Annotated in this window: 21 protein-coding genes and 2 pseudogenes; 9 read left to right on the forward strand and 14 right to left on the reverse strand. The window is 72.2% G+C overall.

The window, feature by feature from the left end:
- Positions 1-144: 144 nt before the first annotated feature.
- From B2P18_RS12025 to B2P18_RS12040, 4 genes are all read left to right on the forward strand, one after another.
- Positions 145-921 carry an ABC transporter ATP-binding protein gene (locus tag B2P18_RS12025; protein ID WP_084412615.1) on the forward strand — a complete coding sequence of 259 codons (777 nt, stop codon included), beginning with the start codon at positions 145-147 and terminating at the stop codon, positions 919-921.
- Entirely contained in the window at positions 918-2,297 is a 1,380-nt protein-coding gene (locus B2P18_RS12030; protein ID WP_156911244.1) for a hypothetical protein, read from the forward strand. The genes B2P18_RS12025 and B2P18_RS12030 overlap by 4 nt, the downstream gene beginning before the upstream one ends.
- Before the next feature lie 202 nt (positions 2,298-2,499).
- Complete coding sequence (locus B2P18_RS12035) at positions 2,500-3,291, forward strand: GNAT family N-acetyltransferase (RefSeq protein WP_286959977.1); 792 nt, start codon at positions 2,500-2,502, stop codon at positions 3,289-3,291.
- Positions 3,292-3,476: 185 nt separating this feature from the next.
- Positions 3,477-4,394 (forward strand): sulfite exporter TauE/SafE family protein, encoded by a 918-nt coding sequence (locus tag B2P18_RS12040; RefSeq protein WP_286959979.1) that lies wholly within the window; start codon positions 3,477-3,479, stop codon positions 4,392-4,394.
- A gap of 36 nt (positions 4,395-4,430) precedes the next feature.
- On the opposite strand, the gene B2P18_RS12045 is transcribed toward B2P18_RS12040, so the two are convergent.
- The 3 genes from B2P18_RS12045 to B2P18_RS12055 all read right to left on the reverse strand — a co-directional run bounded on the left by B2P18_RS12045 (position 4,431) and on the right by B2P18_RS12055 (position 9,476).
- A complete protein-coding gene (locus B2P18_RS12045) occupies positions 4,431-5,234 on the reverse strand; it encodes a MerR family transcriptional regulator (RefSeq protein WP_286959982.1) in 804 nt (267 codons plus the stop codon).
- Complete coding sequence (locus B2P18_RS12050; RefSeq protein WP_349677483.1) at positions 5,209-6,510, reverse strand: MFS transporter; 1,302 nt, start codon at positions 6,508-6,510, stop codon at positions 5,209-5,211. The genes B2P18_RS12045 and B2P18_RS12050 overlap by 26 nt, the downstream gene beginning before the upstream one ends.
- Positions 6,511-6,605: 95 nt before the next feature.
- A complete protein-coding gene (locus tag B2P18_RS12055; protein WP_286959988.1) occupies positions 6,606-9,476 on the reverse strand; it encodes an FAD-binding and (Fe-S)-binding domain-containing protein in 2,871 nt (956 codons plus the stop codon).
- 72 nt (positions 9,477-9,548) lie between these two features.
- Between B2P18_RS12055 and B2P18_RS12060 the strand changes: the two genes are divergently transcribed.
- Positions 9,549-10,085: a YbaK/EbsC family protein gene (locus B2P18_RS12060; RefSeq protein WP_029211236.1), complete on the forward strand. Its 537-nt coding sequence runs from the start codon at positions 9,549-9,551 to the stop codon at positions 10,083-10,085.
- Positions 10,086-10,119: 34 nt separating this feature from the next.
- On the opposite strand, the gene B2P18_RS12065 is transcribed toward B2P18_RS12060, so the two are convergent.
- The 3 genes from B2P18_RS12065 to B2P18_RS12075 form a co-directional block, all read right to left on the reverse strand.
- A complete protein-coding gene (locus tag B2P18_RS12065) occupies positions 10,120-10,284 on the reverse strand; it encodes a hypothetical protein (protein WP_169516831.1) in 165 nt (54 codons plus the stop codon).
- A 74-nt stretch (positions 10,285-10,358) separates the two neighbouring features.
- Entirely contained in the window at positions 10,359-10,820 is a 462-nt protein-coding gene (locus B2P18_RS12070; protein ID WP_029211235.1) for a GNAT family N-acetyltransferase, read from the reverse strand.
- Positions 10,821-11,000: 180 nt separating this feature from the next.
- Positions 11,001-13,097 (reverse strand): TIGR03960 family B12-binding radical SAM protein, encoded by a 2,097-nt coding sequence (locus B2P18_RS12075; RefSeq protein WP_286959996.1) that lies wholly within the window; start codon positions 13,095-13,097, stop codon positions 11,001-11,003.
- A 91-nt stretch (positions 13,098-13,188) separates the two neighbouring features.
- On the opposite strand from B2P18_RS12075, the gene B2P18_RS12080 reads away from it, so the two are divergent.
- The 3 genes from B2P18_RS12080 to B2P18_RS12090 are packed head-to-tail and all read left to right on the forward strand — an operon-like array spanning position 13,189 to position 16,880.
- Positions 13,189-14,409, forward strand: a complete 1,221-nt coding sequence (locus B2P18_RS12080; protein ID WP_239262473.1) for a toxic anion resistance protein — start codon at positions 13,189-13,191, stop codon at positions 14,407-14,409.
- Entirely contained in the window at positions 14,406-15,983 is a 1,578-nt protein-coding gene (locus B2P18_RS12085) for an AAA family ATPase (RefSeq protein WP_286959998.1), read from the forward strand. The genes B2P18_RS12080 and B2P18_RS12085 overlap by 4 nt, the downstream gene beginning before the upstream one ends.
- 27 nt (positions 15,984-16,010) lie before the next feature.
- Positions 16,011-16,880, forward strand: coding sequence for an SGNH/GDSL hydrolase family protein (locus tag B2P18_RS12090; RefSeq protein ID WP_286960010.1), 870 nt, complete (start codon positions 16,011-16,013; stop codon positions 16,878-16,880).
- Positions 16,881-17,030: 150 nt separating this feature from the next.
- Here B2P18_RS12090 and B2P18_RS18920 read toward each other — a convergent pair.
- The 3 genes and pseudogenes from B2P18_RS18920 to B2P18_RS12095 form a co-directional block, all read right to left on the reverse strand.
- A pseudogene (locus B2P18_RS18920) lies at positions 17,031-17,186 on the reverse strand (AraC family transcriptional regulator); the annotation flags it as partial.
- Between the two features lie 7 nt (positions 17,187-17,193).
- Positions 17,194-17,616 (reverse strand): annotated as a pseudogene (locus tag B2P18_RS18925) (cupin domain-containing protein); the annotation flags it as partial.
- Positions 17,617-17,622: 6 nt separating this feature from the next.
- A complete protein-coding gene (locus tag B2P18_RS12095; protein WP_029211229.1) occupies positions 17,623-18,291 on the reverse strand; it encodes a LysE family translocator in 669 nt (222 codons plus the stop codon).
- Positions 18,292-18,316: 25 nt separating this feature from the next.
- On the opposite strand from B2P18_RS12095, the gene B2P18_RS12100 reads away from it, so the two are divergent.
- Entirely contained in the window at positions 18,317-18,838 is a 522-nt protein-coding gene (locus B2P18_RS12100; RefSeq protein WP_286960016.1) for a CGNR zinc finger domain-containing protein, read from the forward strand.
- A 94-nt stretch (positions 18,839-18,932) separates the two neighbouring features.
- Here B2P18_RS12100 and B2P18_RS12105 read toward each other — a convergent pair whose 3' ends face one another.
- The 5 genes from B2P18_RS12105 to B2P18_RS12125 all read right to left on the reverse strand — a co-directional run bounded on the left by B2P18_RS12105 (position 18,933) and on the right by B2P18_RS12125 (position 23,483).
- Positions 18,933-19,223 (reverse strand): hypothetical protein, encoded by a 291-nt coding sequence (locus tag B2P18_RS12105; RefSeq protein ID WP_029211227.1) that lies wholly within the window; start codon positions 19,221-19,223, stop codon positions 18,933-18,935.
- Positions 19,220-19,738, reverse strand: coding sequence for a DUF4442 domain-containing protein (locus B2P18_RS12110; protein ID WP_019284259.1), 519 nt, complete (start codon positions 19,736-19,738; stop codon positions 19,220-19,222). The genes B2P18_RS12105 and B2P18_RS12110 overlap by 4 nt, the downstream gene beginning before the upstream one ends.
- Before the next feature lie 79 nt (positions 19,739-19,817).
- The gene (locus B2P18_RS12115) at positions 19,818-20,777 is read right to left on the reverse strand and encodes a bifunctional riboflavin kinase/FAD synthetase (protein ID WP_286960024.1); all 960 of its coding nucleotides are present in this window, start codon (positions 20,775-20,777) and stop codon (positions 19,818-19,820) included.
- Between the two features lie 9 nt (positions 20,778-20,786).
- Positions 20,787-21,500, reverse strand: a complete 714-nt coding sequence (locus B2P18_RS12120; protein ID WP_286960028.1) for an FMN-binding negative transcriptional regulator — start codon at positions 21,498-21,500, stop codon at positions 20,787-20,789.
- A 138-nt stretch (positions 21,501-21,638) separates the two neighbouring features.
- Positions 21,639-23,483: an AMP-dependent synthetase/ligase gene (locus B2P18_RS12125; protein WP_029211224.1), complete on the reverse strand. Its 1,845-nt coding sequence runs from the start codon at positions 23,481-23,483 to the stop codon at positions 21,639-21,641.
- Between the last annotated feature and the right edge of the window lie 21 nt (positions 23,484-23,504).

Here is a 23,504-nt window from a genome sequence, read left to right on the forward strand (position 1 = left end):
GTTACGGGAGTCCTCCGCCCCGCTGGTCCCCCCGTGGTCCCACTGGCCCCTCCGGTGGGTCCTCCGGCTCAGACCCCGGTATGACGAAAGGTCGGCACCGTGGTCCGACGCCCGCGACACGGCGCCTTCGGGATGGTCGACGGCATGAACCTCACCACCTCCCCACGCGCCGAGACCCACCATCCCGAGAGCCGCAAGAGCACCGGGAGCCCCGAGAGCAGCGAGAGCCCCGAGGCGGCGCTCGTCGGCCGGGCGCTCGTCAAGACCTACGGACCCACGCGGGACGAGGCGCCACCCGCCCTGGCCGGCGTCGACCTCGCCATCGCGCCGGGATCGTCCGTCGCCGTCATGGGACCCTCCGGCTCCGGCAAGACGACCCTGCTGCACCTGCTCGCCGGGGTCGTCACCCCGACCTCGGGCACCGTCTCGTGGCGGGGGAAGGACCTCGCCCGGCTCGGCGACGCGGCCCGCAGCCGGTTGCGGCGCAGCGACTTCGGCTTCGTCTTCCAGTCCGGGCAGCTGCTGCCCGAGCTCCCCGCCATCGAGAACGTCGCCCTGCCCCTCATGCTCGCGGGGACCGCGCGGCGCCAGGCCGAGGTGCGGGCCCGGGACTGGTTCGCGCCACTGGGGCTGCAGGGACTCGAGCGCCGCCGCCCGGGCGAGCTGTCCGGCGGCCAGGCCCAGCGCGTGGCGATCGCGCGGGCCCTCGTCGGGTCGCCGGGGGTCGTCTTCGCCGACGAGCCGACCGGCGCGCTCGACCAGACCACCGGCCAGGAGGTCATGCACCTGCTGACGACGGCATGCGCGGCGCAGGGGGCGGCGCTCGTGGTCGTCACCCACGACCCGGACGTCGCCGGCTGGTGCCGACGCGTCGTGCGGCTGCGCGACGGACGCGTCGAGAGCGACGAGGTGACCCGATGAGCGCGCGCCGCAGGAGTGCGCAGCGGGCAGGCGCGAGCACGTCGGGCGTGGGGTCGCTGCGCACCGTGTGGACGATCTCCCGGATGGTCGCGCGCGGGCGCCAGGCCCAGGACTCGCTGACGGGGGTGCTGTCGGTCCTGGCCTTCGCCGTCGCGACCGCCGCGCTGCTCGTGACGGCGGGCGGGCTGCAGGCCTTCGCGCGGCGGGCGGGCGGCCTGGACCCGGAGGTCGGCGACCCCGCCGCGATCTACGTCGTGCTCGCCGTCGTGGCGACGGCCCTGCTGGTCGTGCCGATCCTGACCCTCGGAGGCGTTGCCGCCCGGCTGGCCCTCGCGCGCCGCGACCAGCGCCTGGCCGCGCTGCGCCTGGCGGGAGCCACGTCGGGCCAGGTCACCGCGCTGACTCTCCTCGAGGCGGGGATGCAGGCCGCCGTCGGTGCCGGTGCAGGCGTGGCCGCCTATGCCGTCGCCCTGGTCCCGGTCGGGCTGCTCCGCTTCGACGGAAGGGCGCTCGGGGCGGGGGACCTGTGGCTGGGCGTCCCGATCGTCCTCGCCGTCGCGCTGGGCGTGGTCCTGCTCGCCCTGGGCGCCGCCGGGTCGACCCTGGCTCGCGTCGTCGTGACGCCGTTGGGCGTGGCGGCCCGGCATACCCCTCGGGCGCAGTCGGTCCTGCGACTCGTCCTCGCCCTCGTGGTGGCAGCGGTCTGGACGCTGGGCTTCCAGCTGCTCGGGCAGGCCGGCACCGGGGTGCTTGTGCTCGCGATGGTCGCCATGGTCGCGACGGTCAACGTCGTCGGGCCGTGGTTCGTGCAGGTCAGCGCCCGGATCGCGGCCCGAGCGGCCCGCCGCCCCACGACCCTGCTCGCCGCCAGGCGCATCGCCGACGACCCCCAGACGACGTGGCGCTCGGTGGGCGCGCTCTGCCTCGGAGTCATCGTGGCGGCGTGCGGCGGCGCGATGGCCTCGGCGTTCTCCGCCCGTCCGGACCCGGCCACGCCCCACCTCGCCGACGATCTCGTCACGGGGTGCGCCGTCGCCCTGACGATCCTCGCGCTCGTCGCCGTGACGTCCAGCGGCGTCGTCCACGCGACCCGCGTCTACGACCAGCGCGGCACCCTGCAGGCGCAGGCCCTCGCCGGCACTCCCCTGTCGCAGCTGCGGGCCGTGCGCCGCCGCGAGGTCACGCTGCCGCTCACCGTGGGCGTCGGGCTGGCCACGCTGCAGGGCGGCCTGCTGATGGCGCCGGCCGCCGCCACGGCCTTCAACGCCGGGGCGCTGGTGCTGTTCGCGGCATCGATCGTCGGGTCCTTCGTCGTGGCCCTGGCGTCCGTCCGCGCCAGCGACGGCCTGGTGCGCGAGGCCGTGGCCATGGCCTGATCCCGCTGGCCGCCGCCGGCCCGGGTCGGCTGCCTGCCGCGACTCGCACGCACAACGGGCCCGATCGATGAGGCGACCTGCGCCGATGCGTCGTTGTGCATGTGAGTTCACGGCCCGCGCGCCTCGCCGCCGCGCAGCACCACGACGAGACGCCGGGCGGTCGGCATACCGGATCGTCCCCTCGCGCCCTAGGGTCAGGGGCATGCTCAGCGCACTGGCGGCGGGGCCGCGCACCGACCTGGAGATCCTGCTGCTCCAGGGGTCGCGGATCGAGGTGGGCGCGGACCACCTCGTCGTGCGCTCGCCGCACAACCCCGACTTCCACTGGGGCAACTACGTGCACGTGACGACCGGCGACCCCGACGACGCGGGGCGCTGGCTCGAGGTGTTCGCCAGGGCGTTCCCCCAGGCCGGGCACGTGGCGCTCGGGCTGCCGCGGCTCCCCCACCCCGCTGCCTATGCCGTGCACGGGCTGGAGGTCGGCACCGACGCCGTCCTCACGACGACCGAGCTGCCGGAGCAGCGGCCGCTGGCCGAGGGGTATGCCGTCCGGGCGCTGCTGCCAGACGACTGGGCCCAGGTGCGCCGGGCCGCCGCCGACGAGAACGCCCGCACCGGGGACTACGACCCGCGCGAGCACGACGCGTTCACGCTGGCGCAGATCGCCGCGCGACGACGCCTGGCGGCAGCGGGGAGCGCGGCCTTCTTCGGCGCCTTCACGGACGACGGGCTGCTGGCGGCGGACCTCGGGATCGTGGCGCTGGGGCGGCGGGCGCGCTACCAGTCGGTGGGGACGGTGGCCGAGCACCGGCGGCGCGGCCTGGCGGGGCACCTGCTGGGGGTGGCGGCACGCTGGGCGGCGGAGCGCGGGGCGCGCGAGTGGGTGATCGTCACCGAGTCGACCAACGACGCCGGTCGGCTCTATCGCTCCGTGGGGTTCCGGGACGACGTGCGGGTGGTTGCGGCATACCGCAAACCAGATCGTGAGACATAATCCGAAGTTATTGACCCCATAAGCGTTGCCGCCCTAGTCTCCTCGCATGCCGCCCTCCCCGAGGACCACGCCATGCACCTGACACGCGTCGTGCGCCGGCACGTGGACCTGCAGCGGGTTGCCAGTCAGCTCTGTCGCTGACCCGCTCCCGCCCCTCGTCCACCGCACGTCTCAGGAGCCCCCGCATGCCCTCCATCATCATCCTCGCGATCGTCGGTCTCATCGCCCAGCTCATCGACGGCAGCCTCGGCATGGCCTATGGCGTGACGTCGTCGACGCTGCTGCTGGCCGCCGGCACCAACCCCGCCTCCGCCTCGGCCACCGTGCACCTCGCCGAGATCGGCACGACCCTCGCCTCCGGCGTCAGCCACTGGAAGTTCGGCAACATCGACTGGAAGGTCGTCGGCCGCATCGGCATCCCCGGCGCGATCGGAGCCTTCCTCGGCGCGACGGTGCTGTCCTGGCTGTCGACCGAGGTCGCCGCCCCGATCATGTCGCTCGTGCTGCTGGCGCTCGGCGTCTACATCCTCGTGCGGTTCACGGTCCAGAGCGTGACGACCCAGCACCTCGGCAAGCCGCTGCGCCGCCGGTTCCTGTCACCGCTCGGCTTCGTCGCCGGCTTCGTCGACGCCACCGGTGGCGGTGGCTGGGGCCCCGTCGGCACGCCGGCCATCCTCGCCAGCGGTCGCCTCGAGCCGCGCAAGGTCATCGGGTCGATCGACGCCTCGGAGTTCCTCGTGGCCATCGCGGCGTCGATCGGCTTCTTCCTCGGCCTCGGCGGCGGCGCGATCGTGCCCGGCATGGCCTTCGCCCTGCTGATCGGCGGCCTGATCGCCGCCCCCATCGCCGCCTGGCTGGTCCGGCACCTGCCACCGCGCCTCCTCGGCTCGGCCGTCGGCGGCCTGATCGTGCTCACCAACGCGCGGACCCTGCTGCGCAGCGACTGGATCGACGCCTCCGGCGCCGTGCAGAACCTCTCGTATGCCGCCATCGTCGCCGTCTGGATCGGCGCCGTCGCGTGGTCGCTGCGCGAGCACCGGCGCGAGCAGCGCGAGCTCGTCGAGGCTGACGTGCGACGGGCCGAGGCGCTCGACCCGGCCTGACCCGCCGGACCCACCTGACGGATCTCCCTGCCGGATCTACCTGAGGTAGTCACATCGACCTGGCGTGCGAAGTCGGGCGAATGTGACTACCTGAGATAGGTCAGGCGAGGCCGCGGCGGTCCAGCTCCGCCTCGATCTCCACCGCCAGGGCCGCCCAGGCGGGCGACCGTCCGCGTTGAAGCTCCGCACCAGCGCATAGGCCGCCGCGCCGTGCTCGACCTCCACCTGGTCGGCCTCCAGCCAGCCCTGCCGCTGCAGGTGGTCGACGTTGCGCACGGCCACCTCGCGGATCCTCGGGTCGTCGGGCGGCCAGTCGTACATCGTGTCGGTGACGAAGTAGAGGTCGCGGAACTGCGGGTCGTCCAGCTGGTCCACGCTGATCCGCAGCCAGTGGGACACGAGCTGCGGGTAGAGCACCTGCATGAGCACCCACCCGTCGCGCTCCAGCCGGACCATCCGCTCGGACACCCCCAGCGTGCGGACCTTGTCCAGGTAGGCCTGGACGGCCGGGTCGAGCGGATCGCCCGATGCGAGCCTCCGCAACCGGCGCCGGGTGCCCTGCAGGTCGCGGATGCGCCGCCCCAGCTCGTGGTCGATCTCGTCGAGCGCCGCCCTGGTCTCGTCAGGCGGAGCGTCCTGCAGCTCCTTGACCCGGGACAGCGGCACGCCTGCCTCGGCCAGGGTGCGGATGCGGGTCAGGTCGACGACGGCCTGCCCGTCATACCGCCGATAGCCCGAGTGGTCCCGGCCCGGCTCGGGGAGCAGACCCAGCCGGTGATAGTGCCGTATGGCGCGCTGGGTCACCCCCACGTAGTCAGCGAGCTGCCCGATCGTCAGCACGCGTCGTCTCCCCCTCCGGTGTGGCCGGCGGCAGCACGAACGACCGCAGCCCTGGCGCCAGGATCCCGTAGGCCGCGGCCGGGATCCACGCGACCAGCATCGCCCAGCCGGCCGCCTCCAGGGGCTGGAAGCGCAGCAGCACGGCCATCAGGCCGAGACCCAGGGGCGAGGCGACCAGCGCGAGGGCGTTGAGCAGCCCGAACACCCGCCCGCGGACCGCGTCGTGGACGTGCTCGGTCATCGCCACCATCGAGATCGGCCCCATGAGGCCGCTGCCGATCCCGGCCGCCGCCATGCCGGCCGCGACGAGCCAGAAGCCGACGAGCGGTGCGATGAGCAGGAAGGACCCGGTGAACAGCGCGATCGAGAGCACCCAGGTCAGCCAGCGGCGCCCGGACAGGGCCACCGCGTAGAGGACGGCACCGACCATCGACCCGATCGCGAACGCCGAGGTCGCGAGGCCGAGCTGCTCCGGCGCGCCGAGACCCTGGAAGTGCGCGGGCAGGACGACGGCGAGCAGGGGCGCGACGACCAGGGCGGAGGCGAAGGACAGCACGATGACCGCGACCAGGGCGGGGCTGCGGCGGACCACGGCCCAACCGCTGCGGGGCGAGTCGTCGTCCTGCGCGGGGGCGGGTGCCGGGGCGAGCCGCATCGCCAGGGTCGCGAGGGCGGCGAGGGCCGAGCAGGCCGCGGTCAGCCACACCACGCGGATGGGGTCGAGGACCGCGAGGAGCGTGCCCGCGAGCGCCGGCCCGGCCAGGAAGCTCACCCCGAACACCGCCTGCCGGTAGCCCGCGACCTTGTCGAGCGGCACGCCGCCGGCCGTGGCGACGTTGGCCATGAGGGTCTCGCGGGCCGTCATACCGGGCACGTCGAAGACCGCGCCGAGCACCCCGAGGACCACGAACCACGCCACGGTGAGGCCGGTGAGGTGGTCGACGACGGCGAGTCCGGCGACGGCGACGGCGGAGCCGAGGTCGGCGAGGACGCTCATCCGGCGGCGCCCGACCCTGTCGATGAGCCAGCCGCCGACGAGGGCGGCCGCGACGGACGGTATGCCGGAGGCCGCGGCGACCAGGCCGGTGACGGAGGCGTCGCCGGTGCGCGACAGGACCAGCCAGGGCAGGACGATCCCGATCGCGGCGTTGCCGAAGAGCGAGAGCGCCTCGGCGGTGAGGAAGAGCCAGAGCGAGGATCGTGAGGTGATGCCGACATCGTGGAGGGTTGACCCTGCGTCAAGGTCAAGCAGCCGCGGCGCACGATCCCGACGCAGGAATCGGTGCCGGTGCCGGTGCCGGTCGACGTGGACGCTCCAGACCTACCGCGGGCAGGATCATCAGCCTGGGGAACGAAGGCCGGTCGATGCCTCTACCGGGGGTAGGTCGCGAGGAGGGTGGCGAGATGCACGCCCTCGCGCCGCGCGAGGTCGTCGAGCTGGGTGCGGCAGCTGAACCCGTCGGCCAGCACCACCGCGTCGGGCCCCGCCTCCCGCACCGCCGGCAGGAGCTGCTGCTCGGCCACCGCCACCGACACGTCGTAGTGCCCCTGCTCGACCCCGAAGTTGCCGGCCAGGCCGCAGCATCCGCCCAGCCGGACCACCTCGGCCCCCGAGCGCTCCAGCAGGGCCGCGTCCGCGCCCCAGCCGAGGATGGAGGCGTGGTGGCAGTGCGGCTGCGCGACGACCTCGACGCCGGTCAGGTCCGGCGGGGTCCAGCCCTCGGTGCGGTCGAGCAGCTCGGCGAGCGTCAGCACTCCCCCGGCGACGCGGCGCGACGCGTCCGTGCCGAGCAGGTCGACCACGTCGTGGCGCAGCGCCGCCGTGCAGCTGGGCTCCAGGCCGACGATCGGGATGCCTTGCACGACATACGGATCGAGCTCGCGGACCGCCTTGGTCAGGATCCGCCGGGCGCTGTCGAGCTGGCCCGTCGAGATCCACGTGAGGCCGCAGCAGACCTGGCGCCCGGTGACGATCGGCGTGTAGCCGGCGGCCCGCAGCACGGTCACCGCGTCGATCCCGACCTGGGGCGAGAAGTGCTCCACGAAGCTGTCGACGAAGATCACGACCGGCCGACCCGGCGATCCCTCGGCGGACGGGTCGGCGCCGTGCTCGGCGAACCACCCGCGGAAGGTCTGCTCGGCGAACCGCGGCAGCGAACGACGCGGGTCCACGCCGGCGGCCTTCATGCCGACCTTGGCCACGCCGGGAGCACCCATGAGCGCGTTGGTGATCCGCGGGCTCTTGCTCGCCAGTCGCGACCACGCGGGCAGCCACCCCAGCGCGTAGTGCGACGGCGGGCGCAGCCGCCCGCGGTAGGTCTGGTGCAGCACCTCGGCCTTGTAGGTCGCCATGTCGATGCCGGTCGGGCAGTCCGAGGCGCAGCCCTTGCAGGACAGGCACAGGTCGAGGGCCTCGTGCACCTCGGGCGCGCGCCAGTCCTTGATCGCCGAGAACGGGCTCAGCATCTCCTGCAGGGCGCGGGCGCGGCCGCGGGTGGAGTCCTTCTCCTCCCGGGTCGCGAGGTATGACGGGCACATCACCGACACGGCGCCCGGCGCGTGGTCCGCGCGGCACTTGCCGACGCCCGTGCAGCGGTGCACGGCCTGCGTGAAGTCCCCTGCGTCAGCGGGATAGTGGAAGGCCAGCCGGTCGCGGCTCGTCGAGACCGCCTGCGCCGCAGCGACTCTCACGTGGGCGTCGACCGGGTCCGGGTCGACGAGCACCCCGGGGTTGAGCAGGTCGTCCGGGTCCAGGGCGCCCTTGAGGCCGCGGAACAGGTCGATGGCGCCGGGTGAGTACATCCGGGGCAGCAGCTCGGAGCGAGCCCGCCCGTCGCCGTGCTCGCCGGACACCGATCCGCCGTAGCGGGCCACGAGATCGGCCGAGGCGTGGAGGAACTCGCGGAACCGGTCGGTGCCTCCGGGCCGCTCGAGGTCGAAGTCCAACCGGATGTGCAGGCATCCGTCGCCGAAGTGGCCGTAGGGCAGACCGGTGAGGTCGTGCTGCTCGAGCAGCGCGTCGAACTCGCGCAGGTAGGCGCCGAAGGACTCCGGGGGCACCGCCGCGTCCTCCCACCCCGCGTGGCCCGGACGGTCGCGCGGGGTGCGTCCGGCGAGCCCGGCGCCGTCCTCGCGGATCCGCCACAGCGCCCGCCCCTCCACCGGGTCCTCGACGACCCGGTGCGAGCGCGCCCCGACGGCGCCGACGAGATCGGCCACCCGCGAACGCAGCTCGTCGACCGAGTCCGCCACCGGCTCGACGAACAGCCAGGCGTTGCCCTCGGGCAGGTCGGGAACGGCGTTGTCGCCCAGTCGTGCTCGCACCACGTCGACGATGCGGCGGTCGATCCCCTCGGAGGCCACGGCCCCCAGCTGCTTCATCAGGGGCGCCACGTCGCCGGCGGCGTAGATGTCGTCGAACCCCAGCACCACCAGTGTCTTCTCGGGCGGGTCGGTGACCAGCCGCACGGTGGCCTCGGTGACGACGGCGAGCGTGCCCTCGGAGCCCACCAGGGCCCGCCCCAGGTCGAATCCCCGCTCGGGCAAGAGGTGCTCGCAGGCATAACCGGACACCTGGCGGCCGAACCGGCCCATCTCGGTGCGGATCGTCGCGAGGTTGGCGCCGACGAGCGAGCGCACCGCCTCGACCTGCTCGGCGCCACCTGCCCCGGTCGTCGACACGGTCGGCGCGTCACCGAGCACCCCTGTCGTCAGGCGCAGCTCGTGCCCGGGGCCCGTCAGCGCGACCATCCCGGCGATGTTGTCCGACGTGCGGCCGTAGCCCAGCGCGCGGTTGCCGCACGCGTTGTTGCCGATCATGCCCCCGACCGTGCAGCGGGTGTGGCTCGACGGGTCGGGACCGAAGCGCACGCCGTGCGGCACCGCCGCGCGCTGCAGGGTCGCGTGGATCGCTCCGGGCTCGACCACCGCTGTGCGGGCCTCGGGGTCGATCGACAGCACCCGCCCCATGTGCCGCGAGAAGTCCAGGACGACGCCCGGGCCCACGGCGTTGCCCGCGCAGCTCGTTCCCGCGCCCCGGCTCGTGAGCGGCACCCCCGTGCGGCGGCACACGTCGAGCACGGCCGCGACCTCGGCGGCGTCGTGCGGGCAGACGACGACCTGCGGGACCACCCGATAGAGCGACGCGTCGGTGGAGTACATCCCCCGCGTCAGCGCGTCCGCACGGATGTCCCGCACCCCCGCGCGTTCCAGCTCCGGCACCAGGTCAAGGGCGGTCGTCATACCGGCATCCTCCCCGATCACCAGGCGAGACGACACCGGCGGGTCGCGCTCTGGGACAGTTAGCGTCGGACCATGCCGAGCGCCGAAGGAAACCTGACCTGGCTCCCCCTCGCTGACCGCGCCGACCTCGTCGCACCGCCCGTCGCGGCCGCGGCGCACCTGGTCCCGGGCGCCCGCGTCGCCGAGATCGACCCGCACCTGGCGGACACCGCGACCTTCTGCGAGACGTATGACGTCGCGCCCGACGCCTCCGCCAACTGTGTGGTCGTCGCGGGCCGCCGCGGCGACGAGGTCACCTACGCCGCCGTCATGATCCTGGCCACCGACCGCGCCGACATCAACAAGGTCGTGCGCAAGGAGCTGGGGGTGCGCAAGGTGTCCTTCGCCGACCAGGAGGACGCCGAGACGCGGACCGCGATGATCCAGGGCGGCATCACGCCGATCGGCCTGCCCGAGGACTGGCTGATCCTCGTGGACGAGGCCGTCGTCGCGGCGGGTCCCGTCGTGATCGGGGGTGGCCTGCGCGGGGCCAAGATCCTGGTCGAGGGGTCGGCTCTTGCCTCCCTGCCCGGCGCCCGGGCCCTGCCGCTCGCCCTCCCCCGCGCCTGACCCCGCTCCCCGTCGACTGGTCTGGCACGGCCCGTCAACGAGGGATCCCGTCGTCGTCATAACCGATGATCTCGTCCCCCGTCCTGCTGTCGAGCACGGGGCGTCGACGGCCGCGGTCGACGTACTCCAAGAGACCACCCAGACCGGCCCGGAGGTCGCCCGCCTGCGCGATCCGGTCGTCCTCGATGTGCAGCCCCATGGATCGAGCGTCGCAGCGTGGCTCCCGGCGGGACAACCCCGTTCCTGGACGACCCGCCCTCCGGCGACTCGGACTCAGCGCAGCGGGAGGAGCATGAGCTCGTCGGCCGGTTTGTACCCGAGCGAGGCATAGAACGGCACCGACATCTCGCTCGGGTGCAGCACGAGGCGGTCCAGCCCCTCGTCCCTCGCGTGCTCGGTCAACGCCTTCATCAGCGCGACGGCGATCCCCTGGCGCCGCACCCGCGGCCGGACGTAGAGCTGGGCGACATAGCCCCACCGCCCCTGCGGCCGGGCCAGGTCCGGCATACGGCTGTAGACGAACAACGAGACCATCCCCACCGGCTCGTCGTCGATCGACGCCGCCCAGAAGCGGCGCGACTCCCCTTGCGCCGCAACCCAACCCGCGAGCTGCCGGCGCAGCTCGACGAGGTCCCCCTCACGCCCGCGATCCGCGGCCCACGCCGCTCGCAGCTCGACGAGCACGTCGAGGTCCGCGGGGTCGCGGCGGGGCTGCAGGCGATCGACGGTGACCATGGTCCGAGCCTAGAGCCCGTATGTCGTCAGCTCGCCCGCACGCGTGATCACACGCCATTGGTCACCAATGGACGCTGGACGGGGGTTGTGAACGATCCAAAACGTCAGTGGTGACCAATGGCGCGAGCGGGGGTCGCGAGTGGGGATTGCGAGCCGGGCAGCGAGAACCAGCGAGGGCGGTCAGGCGTCGGAGCCGTCGTCGGTCGAGACCCGCATCCCGGCGCCCTCGCCGCCCGACGCCGACGGCACGCCCACCGACGCGGCGCGCAGCGCGGCCGTCCCGGGGTTGGCGACCGACAGGGGCAGGAGCTTGCGGCCGGTCGGGCCGGTCTCGATCGTGGTCCCCATCTGGGGGCACACGCCGCACTCGAAGCACGGGGTCCAGCGGCAGTCGTCGACCTCGGTGAGGTTGAGCGCGTCCTGCCAGTCGTCCCAGAGCCACTGCTTGTCGAGCCCGGAGTCGATGTGGTCCCAGGGCAGGACCTCGTCCTCGTCCCGCTCGCGCTGGGTGTACCACGCCACGTCCACGCCGGTCCCCTCGAGGGCGGTCGAGGCGCAGCGCATCCACCGCTCGTAGGAGAAGTGCTCGCTCCACCCGTCCATGCGCCCGCCGTCGCGGTAGACGGCCTCGATGACGCGGCCGGTGCGCCGGTCGCCGCGGGACAGCAGGCCCTCGACCTGGCCGGGCTCGCCGTCGTGGTAGCGGAACCCGATGGAGGAGCCGAACCGCTTGTCCGAGCGGATCGACTCGCGGAGCTTGGCCAGGCGCGCGTCGGTGTCCTCGGGCGAGAGCTGCGAGGCCCACTGGAACGGCGTGTGCGCCTTGGGCACGAAGCCGCCGATGGAGACCGTGCAGCGGATGTCCTTGCGGCCCGACACCTGGCGACCGGTCTCGATCACGCGCTTGGCCAGCTCGGCGATCTGCAGGACGTCCTCGTCGGTCTCGGTGGGCAGTCCGCACATGAAGTAGAGCTTGACCTGCCGCCAGCCCGCGCCGTAGGCCGCGGCGACGGTCTTGATCAGGTCCTCCTCGGACACCATCTTGTTGATGACCTTGCGGATCCGCTCGGAGCCGCCCTCGGGCGCGAAGGTGAGGCCGGAGCGCCGCCCGTTGCGGGTCAGCTCGTTGGCCAGGTCGATGTTGAACGCGTCGACGCGGGTCGACGGCAGCGACAGGCCCGTCTGCGTGCCCTCGTAGCGGTCGGCGAGGCCACGGGTGATGTCGGCGATCTCGGTGTGGTCGGCCGAGGACAGCGACAGCAGCCCGACCTCCTCGAAACCCGTTGCGGCCAGGCCGCGCTCGACCATCTCGCCGATGCCGGTGATGGACCGCTCGCGCACGGGGCGGGTGATCATCCCGGCCTGGCAGAAGCGGCAGCCGCGCGTGCACCCGCGGAAGATCTCGACGGACATCCGCTCGTGCACCGACTCCGCGAGCGGGACCAGCGGCTGCTTGGGATAGGGCCACGCGTCGAGGTCCATGACGGTGTGCTTGGACACCCGGTCGGGGACCCCGGGTGCGGTGGGGGTGACCGCCTCGATCTGGCCGTCGGGGCGGTAGGTCACGGCATACAGGCTGGGCACGTAGACCCCGCCCGTCCGCGCGAGCTCCAGCAGTATGCCGGCGCGCCCGCCCGGTCGCCCGGCGGCCTTCCACGCGCGGACCAGGTCGGTCGCCCGCAGCACGGCCTCCTCGCCGTCACCGACGATGGCGCAGTCGACGAAGTCCGCCATCGGCTCGGGGTTGAAGGACGCGTGGCCACCCATGACGACGATGGGGTCGTCCTCGCCGCGGTCGGCCGCGTGCAGCGGGATGCCGGCGAGGTCGAGGGCGGCGAGCAGGTTGGTGTAGCCCAGCTCGGTGGAGAAGGAGATGCCGAAGAGGTCGAAGTCGCGCACGGCGCGGTGGGAGTCGACGGTGAGCTGCGGGATGCCGGCGGCGCGCAGCTGCTCCTCCATGTCGGCCCACACGGAGTAGGTCCGCTCGGCGAGGGCGTCGGTGCGCTCGTTGAGCACCTCGTAGAGGATCATCATCCCCTGGTTGGGCACGCCGATCTCGTAGGCGTCGGGGTACATCAGGGCCCAGCGCACGGTCAGGTCCTCGCCGCCCGGACCGTGGCCGCCGCAGTGCCAGTCCTTGACGGTGGAGTTGAGCTCGCCACCGACGTACTGGATGGGCTTGCTGACCCGCTCCAGCAACGGCTCGAGGGCCTCGTAGTACGAGGCGCCAGGCGTCTCGTGACGCACGGCGCCGGGGGCGTTCTGGGTGATGGGCATGACTCAAGGGTAAGAGACGAAGACGTCCACCCAGGATCTGCCGACTCGTGACAGGGTGGAGCCAGACCACCGGACCGATCGAGGAGACCCCATGACCGAGCCGCTCACGCCCCCTCCCGCGACCGCAGCCGCCACCGAGCCCGCCCTGCGGCTCGAGGCCCCGCCCGCCCCCGCGCCCGTGCAGGCGACGCAGGCACCCAAGATGGCGCCGGCGGTCGACCCGTCCGCGATGCCGGGCCTGGACGCCAAGGTCGACGACTACCTCTCGGCGCTGACCGGCGCGCAGGCCAAGTCGCCGGAGTTCGAGGCCAAGGCGGCGGACGTGCGCACCATGGGTGACGCCGAGATCCGCAAGGCCGCCGAGTCGTCCAACCGCCTGCTCAAGACCCCGGTCACGGCTCTGCAGAAGGGCGGCCTGTCCCAGGAGTCCGGCGTCGGCAAGTCCCTGCTGGACCTGCGCCGCACGGTCGAGGACCTCGACCCGAGCCAGGCCCGGGGCTCCAAGAAGTTCCTCGGGATGATCCCCTTCGGCGACAAGGTCACCGACTACTTCCGCCGCTACGAGTCCGCGCAGGGCCACCTCGACGGCATCCTGCAGGCCCTCAAGAACGGCCAGGCCGAGCTGCAGCAGGACAACGTCGCGCTCAACCAGGAGAAGACCCAGCTCTGGACCACGATGGGGCTGCTCAACCAGTACATCTACGTCGCGGAGCGGCTCGACGCCAAGGTCGCGGCGCAGATCGCGGAGCTGGACGTCACCGACCCCGACAAGGCCAAGGCGCTGCGCGAGGACGTGCTCTTCTACGTCCGCCAGAAGCACCAGGACCTGCTCACCCAGCTCGCCGTGTCGATCCAGAACTACCTGGCCATCGACATCGTGATCAAGAACAACATCGAGCTGATCAAGGGCGTCGACCGCGCCTCCACGACCACCGTCAGCGCCCTGCGCACGGCCGTCATCGTGGCCCAGGCCCTCAACAACCAGAAGCTCGTCCTCGAGCAGATCACCGCCCTCAACGCGACGACCTCGACGATGATCGAGCGCACCTCCGAGCTGCTGCGCGACAACTCCGTCGAGATCCAGCGCCAGGCGGCGTCGGCGACGATCGGGCTGCCGCAGCTGCAGGCGGCCTTCCAGAACATCTACACGACCATGGACGCCATCGACAGCTTCCGCAACGAGGCCCTGGACACGATGGCCACCACCATCGGCACCCTCGAGGGCGAGGTGTCCAAGAGCCAGGAGTACCTCGCTCGCGTCCGCCAGACCGACGAGCGCCGCGCCGCCGGCTCGCTCGACCTCGGCCAGTGAGCGGGTCGGGCCCCGGCGGTCTGCGGGCGTCGATCGACGCCCTGGTCGAGGCGGGCCGCGCGGCGGGGCTGGACGCCGAGCGGGTCCGTGACGAGGGCCTGGCCCTGTCGGCGGCCGTGCTCCAGACCTCACGTCCGGGCAGCACCGTCCACACCTCCTGGGCCACCGAGCTCGGGCGGTCGGGGTCGGAGTTCTTCGAGCACGCGCCGCGCGGGCGCCGGTTCGCGTCGTCCCCGTCCACCCTGCTGACGAGCCTGCTCGCCGACGGCTCCTCCTACGCCGCGGCCTATGCGTCCGCCCTCGCCGAGGTCGCCACGGCCGCGTGCACCCTGCCGGGGGCCGACTCCGGGGCCGTCGGTCGCGCGACCACCTCCGCCGGTGCCCAGCTGGCCGCGGCGGGCGCGCCGGGTTCTGCCGTCGGGGCAGCACCACCCGGCCGTATGCCGGACGCGCCGACCCCACCCGGGGTCGCCGGCTCGCCGCGAGCATCCGCGTCGCCACCGTCCTCGTCGTCCGACTCCGTCCGCGAGCAGCTGCGGGCGCTCGAGGCGGCGACCCTGCAGGCGCTGCGCGGGCTGCGACCCCCGTCCGTGGGCGATGCCCCGCACCCTGCCCCGCCGACGCCACCCGGCATACCGGCCGGCCCTCCCCCGTCCGGCCCGGGCGCACCCGGCATCCCCGAGCAGCCGTCCGCCCCCCGCGCCGCTCCCACCACCCCGAGCGAGCCGGCCGAGCCGGTGGCGCCCCCCGAGCCGGAGAAGTCCGTCGACGAGCTGCTGGCCGAGCTCGATGCCCTGGTCGGGCTCGCCCGCGTCAAGCGCGAGGTGCACCGCCAGGTCGCCCTGCTGCAGATGGAGGCCAAGCGTGAGAAGGCCGGGCTGCGGTCCGCCACGCTGACGCGACACCTCGTCTTCACCGGCAACCCGGGCACGGGCAAGACCACCGTCGCCCGTCTCGTCGGCGGGATCTATCGGGCGCTCGGGCTGCTGAGCAAGGGGCAGCTGGTCGAGGTCGACCGCTCCGAGCTGGTGGCGGGCTACCTCGGGCAGACCGCGACCAAGACCTCCGAGGTCGTCGGTTCCGCGCTCGGCGGCGTGCTGTTCATCGACGAGGCCTACGCGCTCAACGGCGACCAGTACGGCAAGGAGGCCATCGACACCCTGGTCAAGGAGATGGAGGACCACCGCGCCGACCTCGTCGTCATCGTGGCGGGCTATCCCGAGCCGATGTCGGAGTTCATCCGCACCAACCCCGGGCTGCAGAGCCGGTTCAACACGGTCATCGAGTTCGAGGACTACACCGACGACGAGCTCGTGGGGATCATCGAGGACCTGTCGGCCAAGAACGACTACGACCTGTCGGAGGGCGCGATCACGCGGTTCCGCGAGATCCTGGCCGCGACGCCGCGCGGCGAGTCCTTCGGCAACGGGCGCTTCGCCCGCAACACCCTCGAGGGAGCCATCGGGCGTCACGCCTGGCGGTTGCGCGAGGAGGACGACCCCTCCGTCGAGCAGCTGCGCACGATCGAGGTCGAGGACCTGGACGAGCGCGAGGGCGTGGATCTCACCGTCTGAGCCCAGCCGGGCTGGGTATCCTTGGTGATGCGTCGACACGCCCTCCCCCTCGGTGTGGCCACCGCAGCCGGTCTGGTGACCGCTGCCGTGGTGTGGCACCCGTGCCTGCCCGGCCCGGGTGCGCACGCGCAGTCCCGCGCCGGCGGGTCCAGCGTCAACGCAACCGGGGTCAGCGGGTCCGGCGCGGCGGCGGCCAGGTCGTCCTCGCCGACCCCCACCCCCAAGGGTGCCCCGATCCACAAGGTCGTCACCCTCGGAGACTCGGTCGCCGAGGGTGCCGCGACGGGTGGCCGGTCGTTCGGGGACATCGTCGCCGCCGACCTCTCCCGCCCCGGCGCCCCCGTCACGTCGGCCAACCTCGCCGTGAGCGGACTGACCACCCCCGACCTGATCGAGCAGGTCAGGACCGACGCCGACACCCGCAAGGCCCTCGACGACGCCGACGTCGTCCTGATCACGATCGGCGCCAACGACGTGGTCGAGACGTTCACCGAGACGTCCGACCGAGACTGCGACGACGCCTGCATCGCCAGCAAGGCCGAGGCCGTCGGCGCCGACGTGCGGACCGCCCTGACCGCCATCGACGAGACCACGCACCGTTCGGGCGTCCGGGTCTACCTCACCACCTACTGGAACGTCTCGGTGGACGGCGCGGTGGCCAAGGAGGAGGAGTCCTCCTCCTTCAACGCCTGGACCGACCGGCTCACCCGTCGGGTCAACGCCGAGCTCGCCGAGGCGGCCCACGAGCGCGGCGCCGGCACCGTCGACACCTATGCGGCGTTCAAGGCCGACGGGAGCGTCGACCCCACCCGACTGCTGGCCGAGGACGGCGAGCACCCCGACGAGCAGGGCCAGCGCGTCATCGTTAAGGCCGTCGAGGCCGAGCTCCAGCGCTGAGCTCCGGCGCTGAGCTCCGGCCCGTGGGGGCGCACCGTCATCCCACCTCGACGCGGCCGACGGGCTGACCTCCCAGGCCTCGACGCTGCGGCCCGCCGCGCGTCGTCCGCGAAGTCGGTCCGGCTGGTCCTCGCCGGTCCGGCACGCCTGGGGGCTGCCGCCATACTCCCGCTTGAAGGCCGCGCTGAAGCTGAACGGGCTGGCGTAGCCCACCCGGTGCGCGATCGCGCCCACCGTGCGCGCGAGCTGCTCGACCGTCCAGGGCTCCCCCGGCCTCTCCTGCAGGTGCCGCACCGAGGCCTGCACGACCGGGCGGGGCCGGGGAGCGGACGACCAGGTATGCCGGAAGGGCCCGCAGCAGGAGCCGCCCCACCTCGCCGTCGCTGCGATAGGTGCCCACCAGCAGGCAGTCCTCGCCGTCCGGGTCGTTGCCCCAGGTCCGGACCCCGGCCGCCAGCTCCTCCGAGAGGTCCCGGCCGTCTGATCCCGAGCACCCCAGCCCGGGCCCGATCACGATCGACGGTGGCGCGTCCACGTCCGTGGACAGGGTGTAGGTGACGGGCGCTCGGACGACCACCGCGTCGCCGGGGCCGAGCACCGTCGGACGGGCGCTCTCCGGACAGAACCACGACCGGCCGTGCACCTGCTGGACCAGGGTGAGGGGTGCCTCGTCGGCGACGAGACGGCCGATGATCAGACGATGGCGGGGCGTCGATGCGGCGTTCGTGTGGGACATCGGGGCTCAAGTCCTGGCCCGCGCCGGTACTTCGCGGGCCAGGAGCAGGGTGACGGCGCCAAGCATGGTGCCGGTGATCCGGCGCTGCCAGACGGTCCATGAGGGTCGACGGGTCAGGAAGACGGCGATGCTGCCGGCGGCCAGCACGATGAGCGCGTTGACGCTCATGCTGATGATGATCTGCTCCAGGCCCAGGGCGATGCCTTGCGCCAGGCGATGACCGCGCGCGGGGTCGATGAACTGCGGGATGACGGTGAGGTACATGATCGCGGCCTTGGGATTGAGCAGGTTGGTGACCAGCCCCATCCGGAACAGCTGCCAGTCGGAGTCGCGGGGAAGGTCCTGGACCTCGAACACCCCAGCCCCGCCAGGGCGCAGCGACTGCCAGGCCAAACAGCCGAGGTAGGCGACACCGGCTGCCTTGAAACCGATGAACAACCAGGGCACGGCGACGAACACGATCGCCAGGCCGACATTAGCCATGAGCATGTAGACGATGAAGCCGAGCGCGGTGCCGGCCAGAGACACCAGCCCGGCGCGTCGCCCTTGGCCGATGCTGCGCGAGGCGAGGTACATCATGTTGGGCCCGGGCGTGAGGACCATCACCAGGGCGGTCACGGCCATCCCAGCCATGGAACCGGGGGCGAGCGGGAGAAGTAGCGCGTGCGATGTCATGGCTCGACCCTGATGTAATGACCTTATGCATCTCAACCCTTACGGTGAGTATGCCGTGCTGTTGGCACAGTCCCTCGCCGACGACTGGCCCGCCGACCACGCTGGGATCGTGGCGCGCACCCGCGAGTTCGGGATGACGATGCCGTTCCCCGAACAGGCCGGAGACCATGATCGGTGTCGTCAGGTCGTGGACGGCTGGTTGGCGGTGGTGGATGCACCCACCCCTGACGAGCGTGCCGCGTTGCTGAACGCGCAGATGGCCGGGGTGTCCGCCTACCCGCGCCTGACCGACCACGACGGCGAGGGCTGGCATCTTCACTACCGCGACGTCGACGACGACGTGGCTCTGGTGCTGCAGTCGGTGTTTGCGGTCGGGACGGCCCTGCATCTGACCACCAGGGGAATCGACCGGCTTGGGCGCTGCGCTTCCCAGCCATGCGCGCGTGTCATCGTCGACGTCTCCCGCAACGGAACCCAGCGCTACTGCTCACCACGCTGTGCGAGCCGGGAGGCCGTGCGGAGACACCGGGCACGCCAGCGGGCCTGACCCGCCTCCCAGGCCGATCAACGTGTCCGGTCAGTACATCTAGCTCTCGGTGCGGTTCCTGTCCCCAGCGTCGCTTCGCGGAGGGCTGCTGTCGCTACCACGTCGGACAGCTCTGCCTCGTCGGCAGGAATGGCGAGACCCGCTGCGACTCGTACTCCACCCGTGACCGGCTGGCAGCACTGCCGCCTGATGCGGGCTTGGTGCCGATGACACGCACCTCGTCGAACTGGACGTCGTCCGCGTGGTTGAAGCTGCCGCAGCCTGGGACGTGGGCTCCGACGTAGATCATCATCCCTGGCCACTTCTGCAGGAAGTAGCTGACGTCTTCGCAGGACCTCATCGCGTTGCCCGTGAGCTCGGCGACCAGCCCGTGAGCGGCGTTCAACCGGTGACGGCCCCGCGGTCGCGCTTGCGCCGGACGTAGACCTGCTTGCGCACGCGGGCCACCACCGAGCCGTCGGTCCCCACGACCTCGTTGTCGAACCACACGAGGCACTTGGCGCCGTCGGCGGTCTCGCGGCGGATCTGCTCGAGGTGCTCCTCGGTGAGCCGGAACTCCGTCGACACCTCGGTGCGGCCGGGCGCCACGAACTCGATCTCGGCGGCCTTGTCCCACACCACGTAGTCCGAGCCGAGGTTGCGCAGCACGAGCAGCATCCAGAAGGGGTCGGTCATGGAGTAGAGCGACCCGCCGTACTGCGTCCCCACGTAGTTGGCGGTGAGCCGGTGCTTGCGCAGGCGCACGGCGACGTGGCGGAAGTCCTCGCTGATCGCCGTGATGTGGATGCTGGAGCACAGGAATGGCGGCCAGAGGTTCATGAACCGCCGCATGGCCTCGGCCGACCCGAGGAACGCGGTGAGGTCGGCGTAGGTGCGCGGGAGGCGTCGGGGCAACGGCATGGGCAGACCCTACCTACTCACCGGTAGCGGTGCCAGGACGAAGCACGTCGCGCCACGCCGTCGCGCGCAGCAGGCGAGGTCAGGCCGGCACGATCGACGAGAGCACCTCGCGGCAGCGCGCGACGTCGTCCGACATGACCGCCAGGAGCTCCTCGACCGAGTCGAACTTGAGCGTGGGGCGCAGCCGCTCGACGAACTCGACCGCCACCTGGTCGCCATAGAGGTCGAGGTCGGTGCGGTCCAGGACATAGGCCTCGACCCGTCGCTGCGTGCCCTCGAAGGTCGGGTTGGTGCCCACCGAGATCGCGGCGGGCAGCACGCGCTCCTGGTCGTCGTCATCCAGGGCGACCCGGGTCAGCCACCCGGCATACACGCCGTCCGCGGGGATCATCCCCTGCGCGTCCTGGCTCAGGTTGGCGGTCGGGTAGCCGAGCTCGCGGCCGCGGTGGTCGCCGTGCACGACGGTGCCCATCACACGGTGCGGGCGCCCCAGCACCGCGGCCGCCCCGGCGACGTCGCCGTCGCCCAGCCGCTGCCGCACCAGGCTCGAGGACCAGCGCTGGCCCTCCCCCAGGTCGGCGACGGTCATCACCTCGAAGCCGTAGCGGGCGCCGAGCTCGCGCAGCGTCGCGGCGTCGCCGGAGTTCTTGTGGCCGAAGCGGGTGTCCTCGCCGACGACTACGGCGCACGCGTGCAGGGCGTCGACGAAGACGGTGCGGACGTAGTCCTCGGGCGACATCAGCGCCAGCTCGTGCGTGAACTCCTCCACGAGGACCGCGTCGAGACCGACGTGCTCGATCAGGTCGAGGCGGTGCTCGAGGGACGTGACGGGGGCGGGCGCGCGCTCCGGGTGCAGCACCGCGACCGGGTGGGGGTCGAAGGTCACCGCGACCGTCTGCGCGCCGCGCTCGGACGCCAGCTGCAGGACCGCCTGCAGGACCGCCTTGTGCCCCCGGTGGACGCCGTCGAAGTTGCCCAGCGTCACGACCGTCGGGCCGAGGTCCGCGGGGATCTGGGACAGGTCATTCCATCGATGCACGTCCCAACTCTAGTCTCCCGGGCGACGGCGCCGGCCCACGTCGGCCAGCACCTGCGCCCGTCGCTGCGCCGCGGGCAGGGAGACAGCCTGCTTGTATGCCGCCGCCTCCTGCCTCCCCGACCCACGCAGCGCGGCGATCTCGGCCTCCACGTCGGCGGGCGTCTTGTTCTGCGACATCTTCGCCTTGGCGACCCACCGCGTGATCGGCACCTCGATGCGCACGATGGCCCGGAGCTGCCCCTCGAGCCACGGGGCGGGCGCCTCGTCCGGCGTCCACGGCTCCGGGCGCCCGGTCTCGTGGCGCGCCGTCAGCCGCGTCACCGCGTCACGCACCCGATCCGGGTCGTCGACGGCCACGAGCGGTCCGTAGGCGTGCACCGTCAGGTAGTCCCACGTCGGGACGACCCGACCGTGCTCGGCCTTGGACGGCAACCAGCCCGGGCTCACGTAGTGGTCAGGGCCGCGCAGCATCACCATGGCCTCGGACGAACGCGCCACCGCCCCTGACCCCACCTGCGGATTCACATGCTGCCACTGGGGATTCGTGCGGGCGACGTGGGCGACCAGCGTGCCGAGCGGCCCGGCCTGCTCGTCATACAGCCACGGCAGCGGGGTGGCGTGCAGCCCGTCCTCGCCATGGGTGACCAGCTCGCCCATCTCGCAGGTGCGCAGGAGCTCGCGCACCTGGTCGTCGGTCATGGCGAAGTGCGCGGGGACGTACATGGCCCCATGCTCTCAGGCGCGTCCACCCGCACCGTGCGAACCCCGCGCTCCCAGCGCAGAACCCGCACGCGGGCGGGGACGGCGAACGGCCGGGCGAGCCACGAGGGCTCGCCCGGCCGCTGGGCGGCGGTGATGACCTCAGGCGCTGTAGTTGCGCTCGATGTGGTCGGCGAAGCGGTCGGAGACCACCTTGCGCTTGAGCTTGAGGCTCGGGGTCAGCTCCCCGTCCTCCACGGTGAGGTCGCGAGGCAGGATCGAGAACCGCTTGACCATCTCCCAGCGGTTGAGCCCGCTGTTGAGCTGGTCGACATACCCCTGGATCAGCTGCTCGGCCTCGGGAGAGGCGACCACCTCGGCATAGGACCTGCCGGCCAGACCGTGCTCCTGGGCCCAGGGCATGATCATGACCTCGTCCAGCGCGATCAGGGCGGTGACGTAGTTGCGCTCGCTGCCGTAGACGATGAACTGGCTGGCGTAGGGGCACAGGCCCTTGAACTGGATCTCGATCTGCGAGGGCGCGACGTACTTGCCGCCAGAGGTCTTGAAGACGTCCTTCTTGCGGTCCGTGATGCGGATGAAGCCGCGGTCGTCGATCTCGCCGATGTCGCCGGTGTGGAACCACCCGTCGGTGAAGACCTGCTCGGTCAGCTCGGGGGCGTTGTGGTAGCCGCGCATGACGCCCGGCCCCTTCATCAGGATCTCGCCGTCCTCGGCGGTCTTGAACTGCGTGCCCGGCACGGGCCACCCCACCGTCCCGAAGCTGTAGCTCCCGGGGTTGGGACGGTTGACCGAGGAGGCGGAGCTCGTCTCGGACAGGCCGTAGCCCTCGGTGATGAGCAGTCCGCACGCGGCGAACCAGCGCGCGATCTCCGGGTCGAGCTTGGCCGAGCCGGAGACCATGGACTTGATCCGGCCGCCGAAGCGCGCGCGAACCTTGCTGAGCACCAGACGGTCCGCGAGCTGGTGCTGCAGCTGCAGCGGGACGGGGATCGACTCGCCCCGCTCCTTCAGCTCGGCCACCTGGCGGCCGACCTTGAGGGCCCACGTGGCGATCTTGACCTTCTGCGGCGGACCCTCCATGAGGACCGTGCTGATGCGGGCGTAGGCCTTCTCGAAGATCCGCGGCGCCGCACCCATGAAGGTGGGCTTCACGATCTCCATGTTCTCGACGATCTTGTCGATGCGGCCGTCGATGCAGGTGGGGAAGCCCACCTGGAAGGACAGCGCCAGCAGCAGCTTGCCCATGACGTGCGAGAGCGGCAGCCAGAGGTACTGCAGGTCGTCCTGGGTCACGAGCTGGACCGCGTCGACCGCGGCGCCCTCGTAGACGATGCAGTCGTGGGTGAGGATCGCACCCTTGGGACGGCCGGTCGTGCCGGAGGTGTAGATGAGGGTCGCGACGTGCTCGCGCGAGATGCCGTCGATGCGGCGGTCGACCAGCTGCGGGTCCTCGGCGAGTGCCGTCCGGCCCAGCTCGGCGAGGTCGTCGAGCGTGATGACCCAGTCGCCGTCCGGGGTCCCGTCGAAGGTCACGACCTTCATCACGTCGGGGAGCTGGTCGCGCTGCTCGCGCACCTTGGCGACCTGGGTGTCGTCCTCGGCGAAGACGACCCGGCTGCCGGAGTCGGCGATGATGAACGCCACCTCGCTGGCGATGGTCGTCGGATAGACGGTGCTGGTGGCGGTGCCGCTGCACATGATGGCCAGGTCGGCCAGGGCCCACTCCAGCCGGGTGGTCGAGGCGACGGCGACCCGGTCCTCGTGCTGGACGCCGAGCACGATGAGCCCGGCCGCGAGGTCGTAGGCCCGGTCCTTGACCTGACGCCAGGTCAGCGTCTGCAGCTCGTCGCCGCGGAAGTACTGGAAGCCGGCTCCGTCCGGGGTCTTGGCGGCCCGGTCACGGAAGACGTGCGCGACGCTCTCCATGCGGTTGTCGATGACCGGCCAGTCGACCTTCTCGTCCTTGGCGGACAGCAGGGGCATGTCTTCTCCTCCACGTCGAGG

The organism is Arsenicicoccus sp. UBA2120 (assembly GCF_002330965.1).
Taxonomy (GTDB): Bacteria; Actinomycetota; Actinomycetes; order Actinomycetales; family Dermatophilaceae; genus Arsenicicoccus; species Arsenicicoccus bolidensis.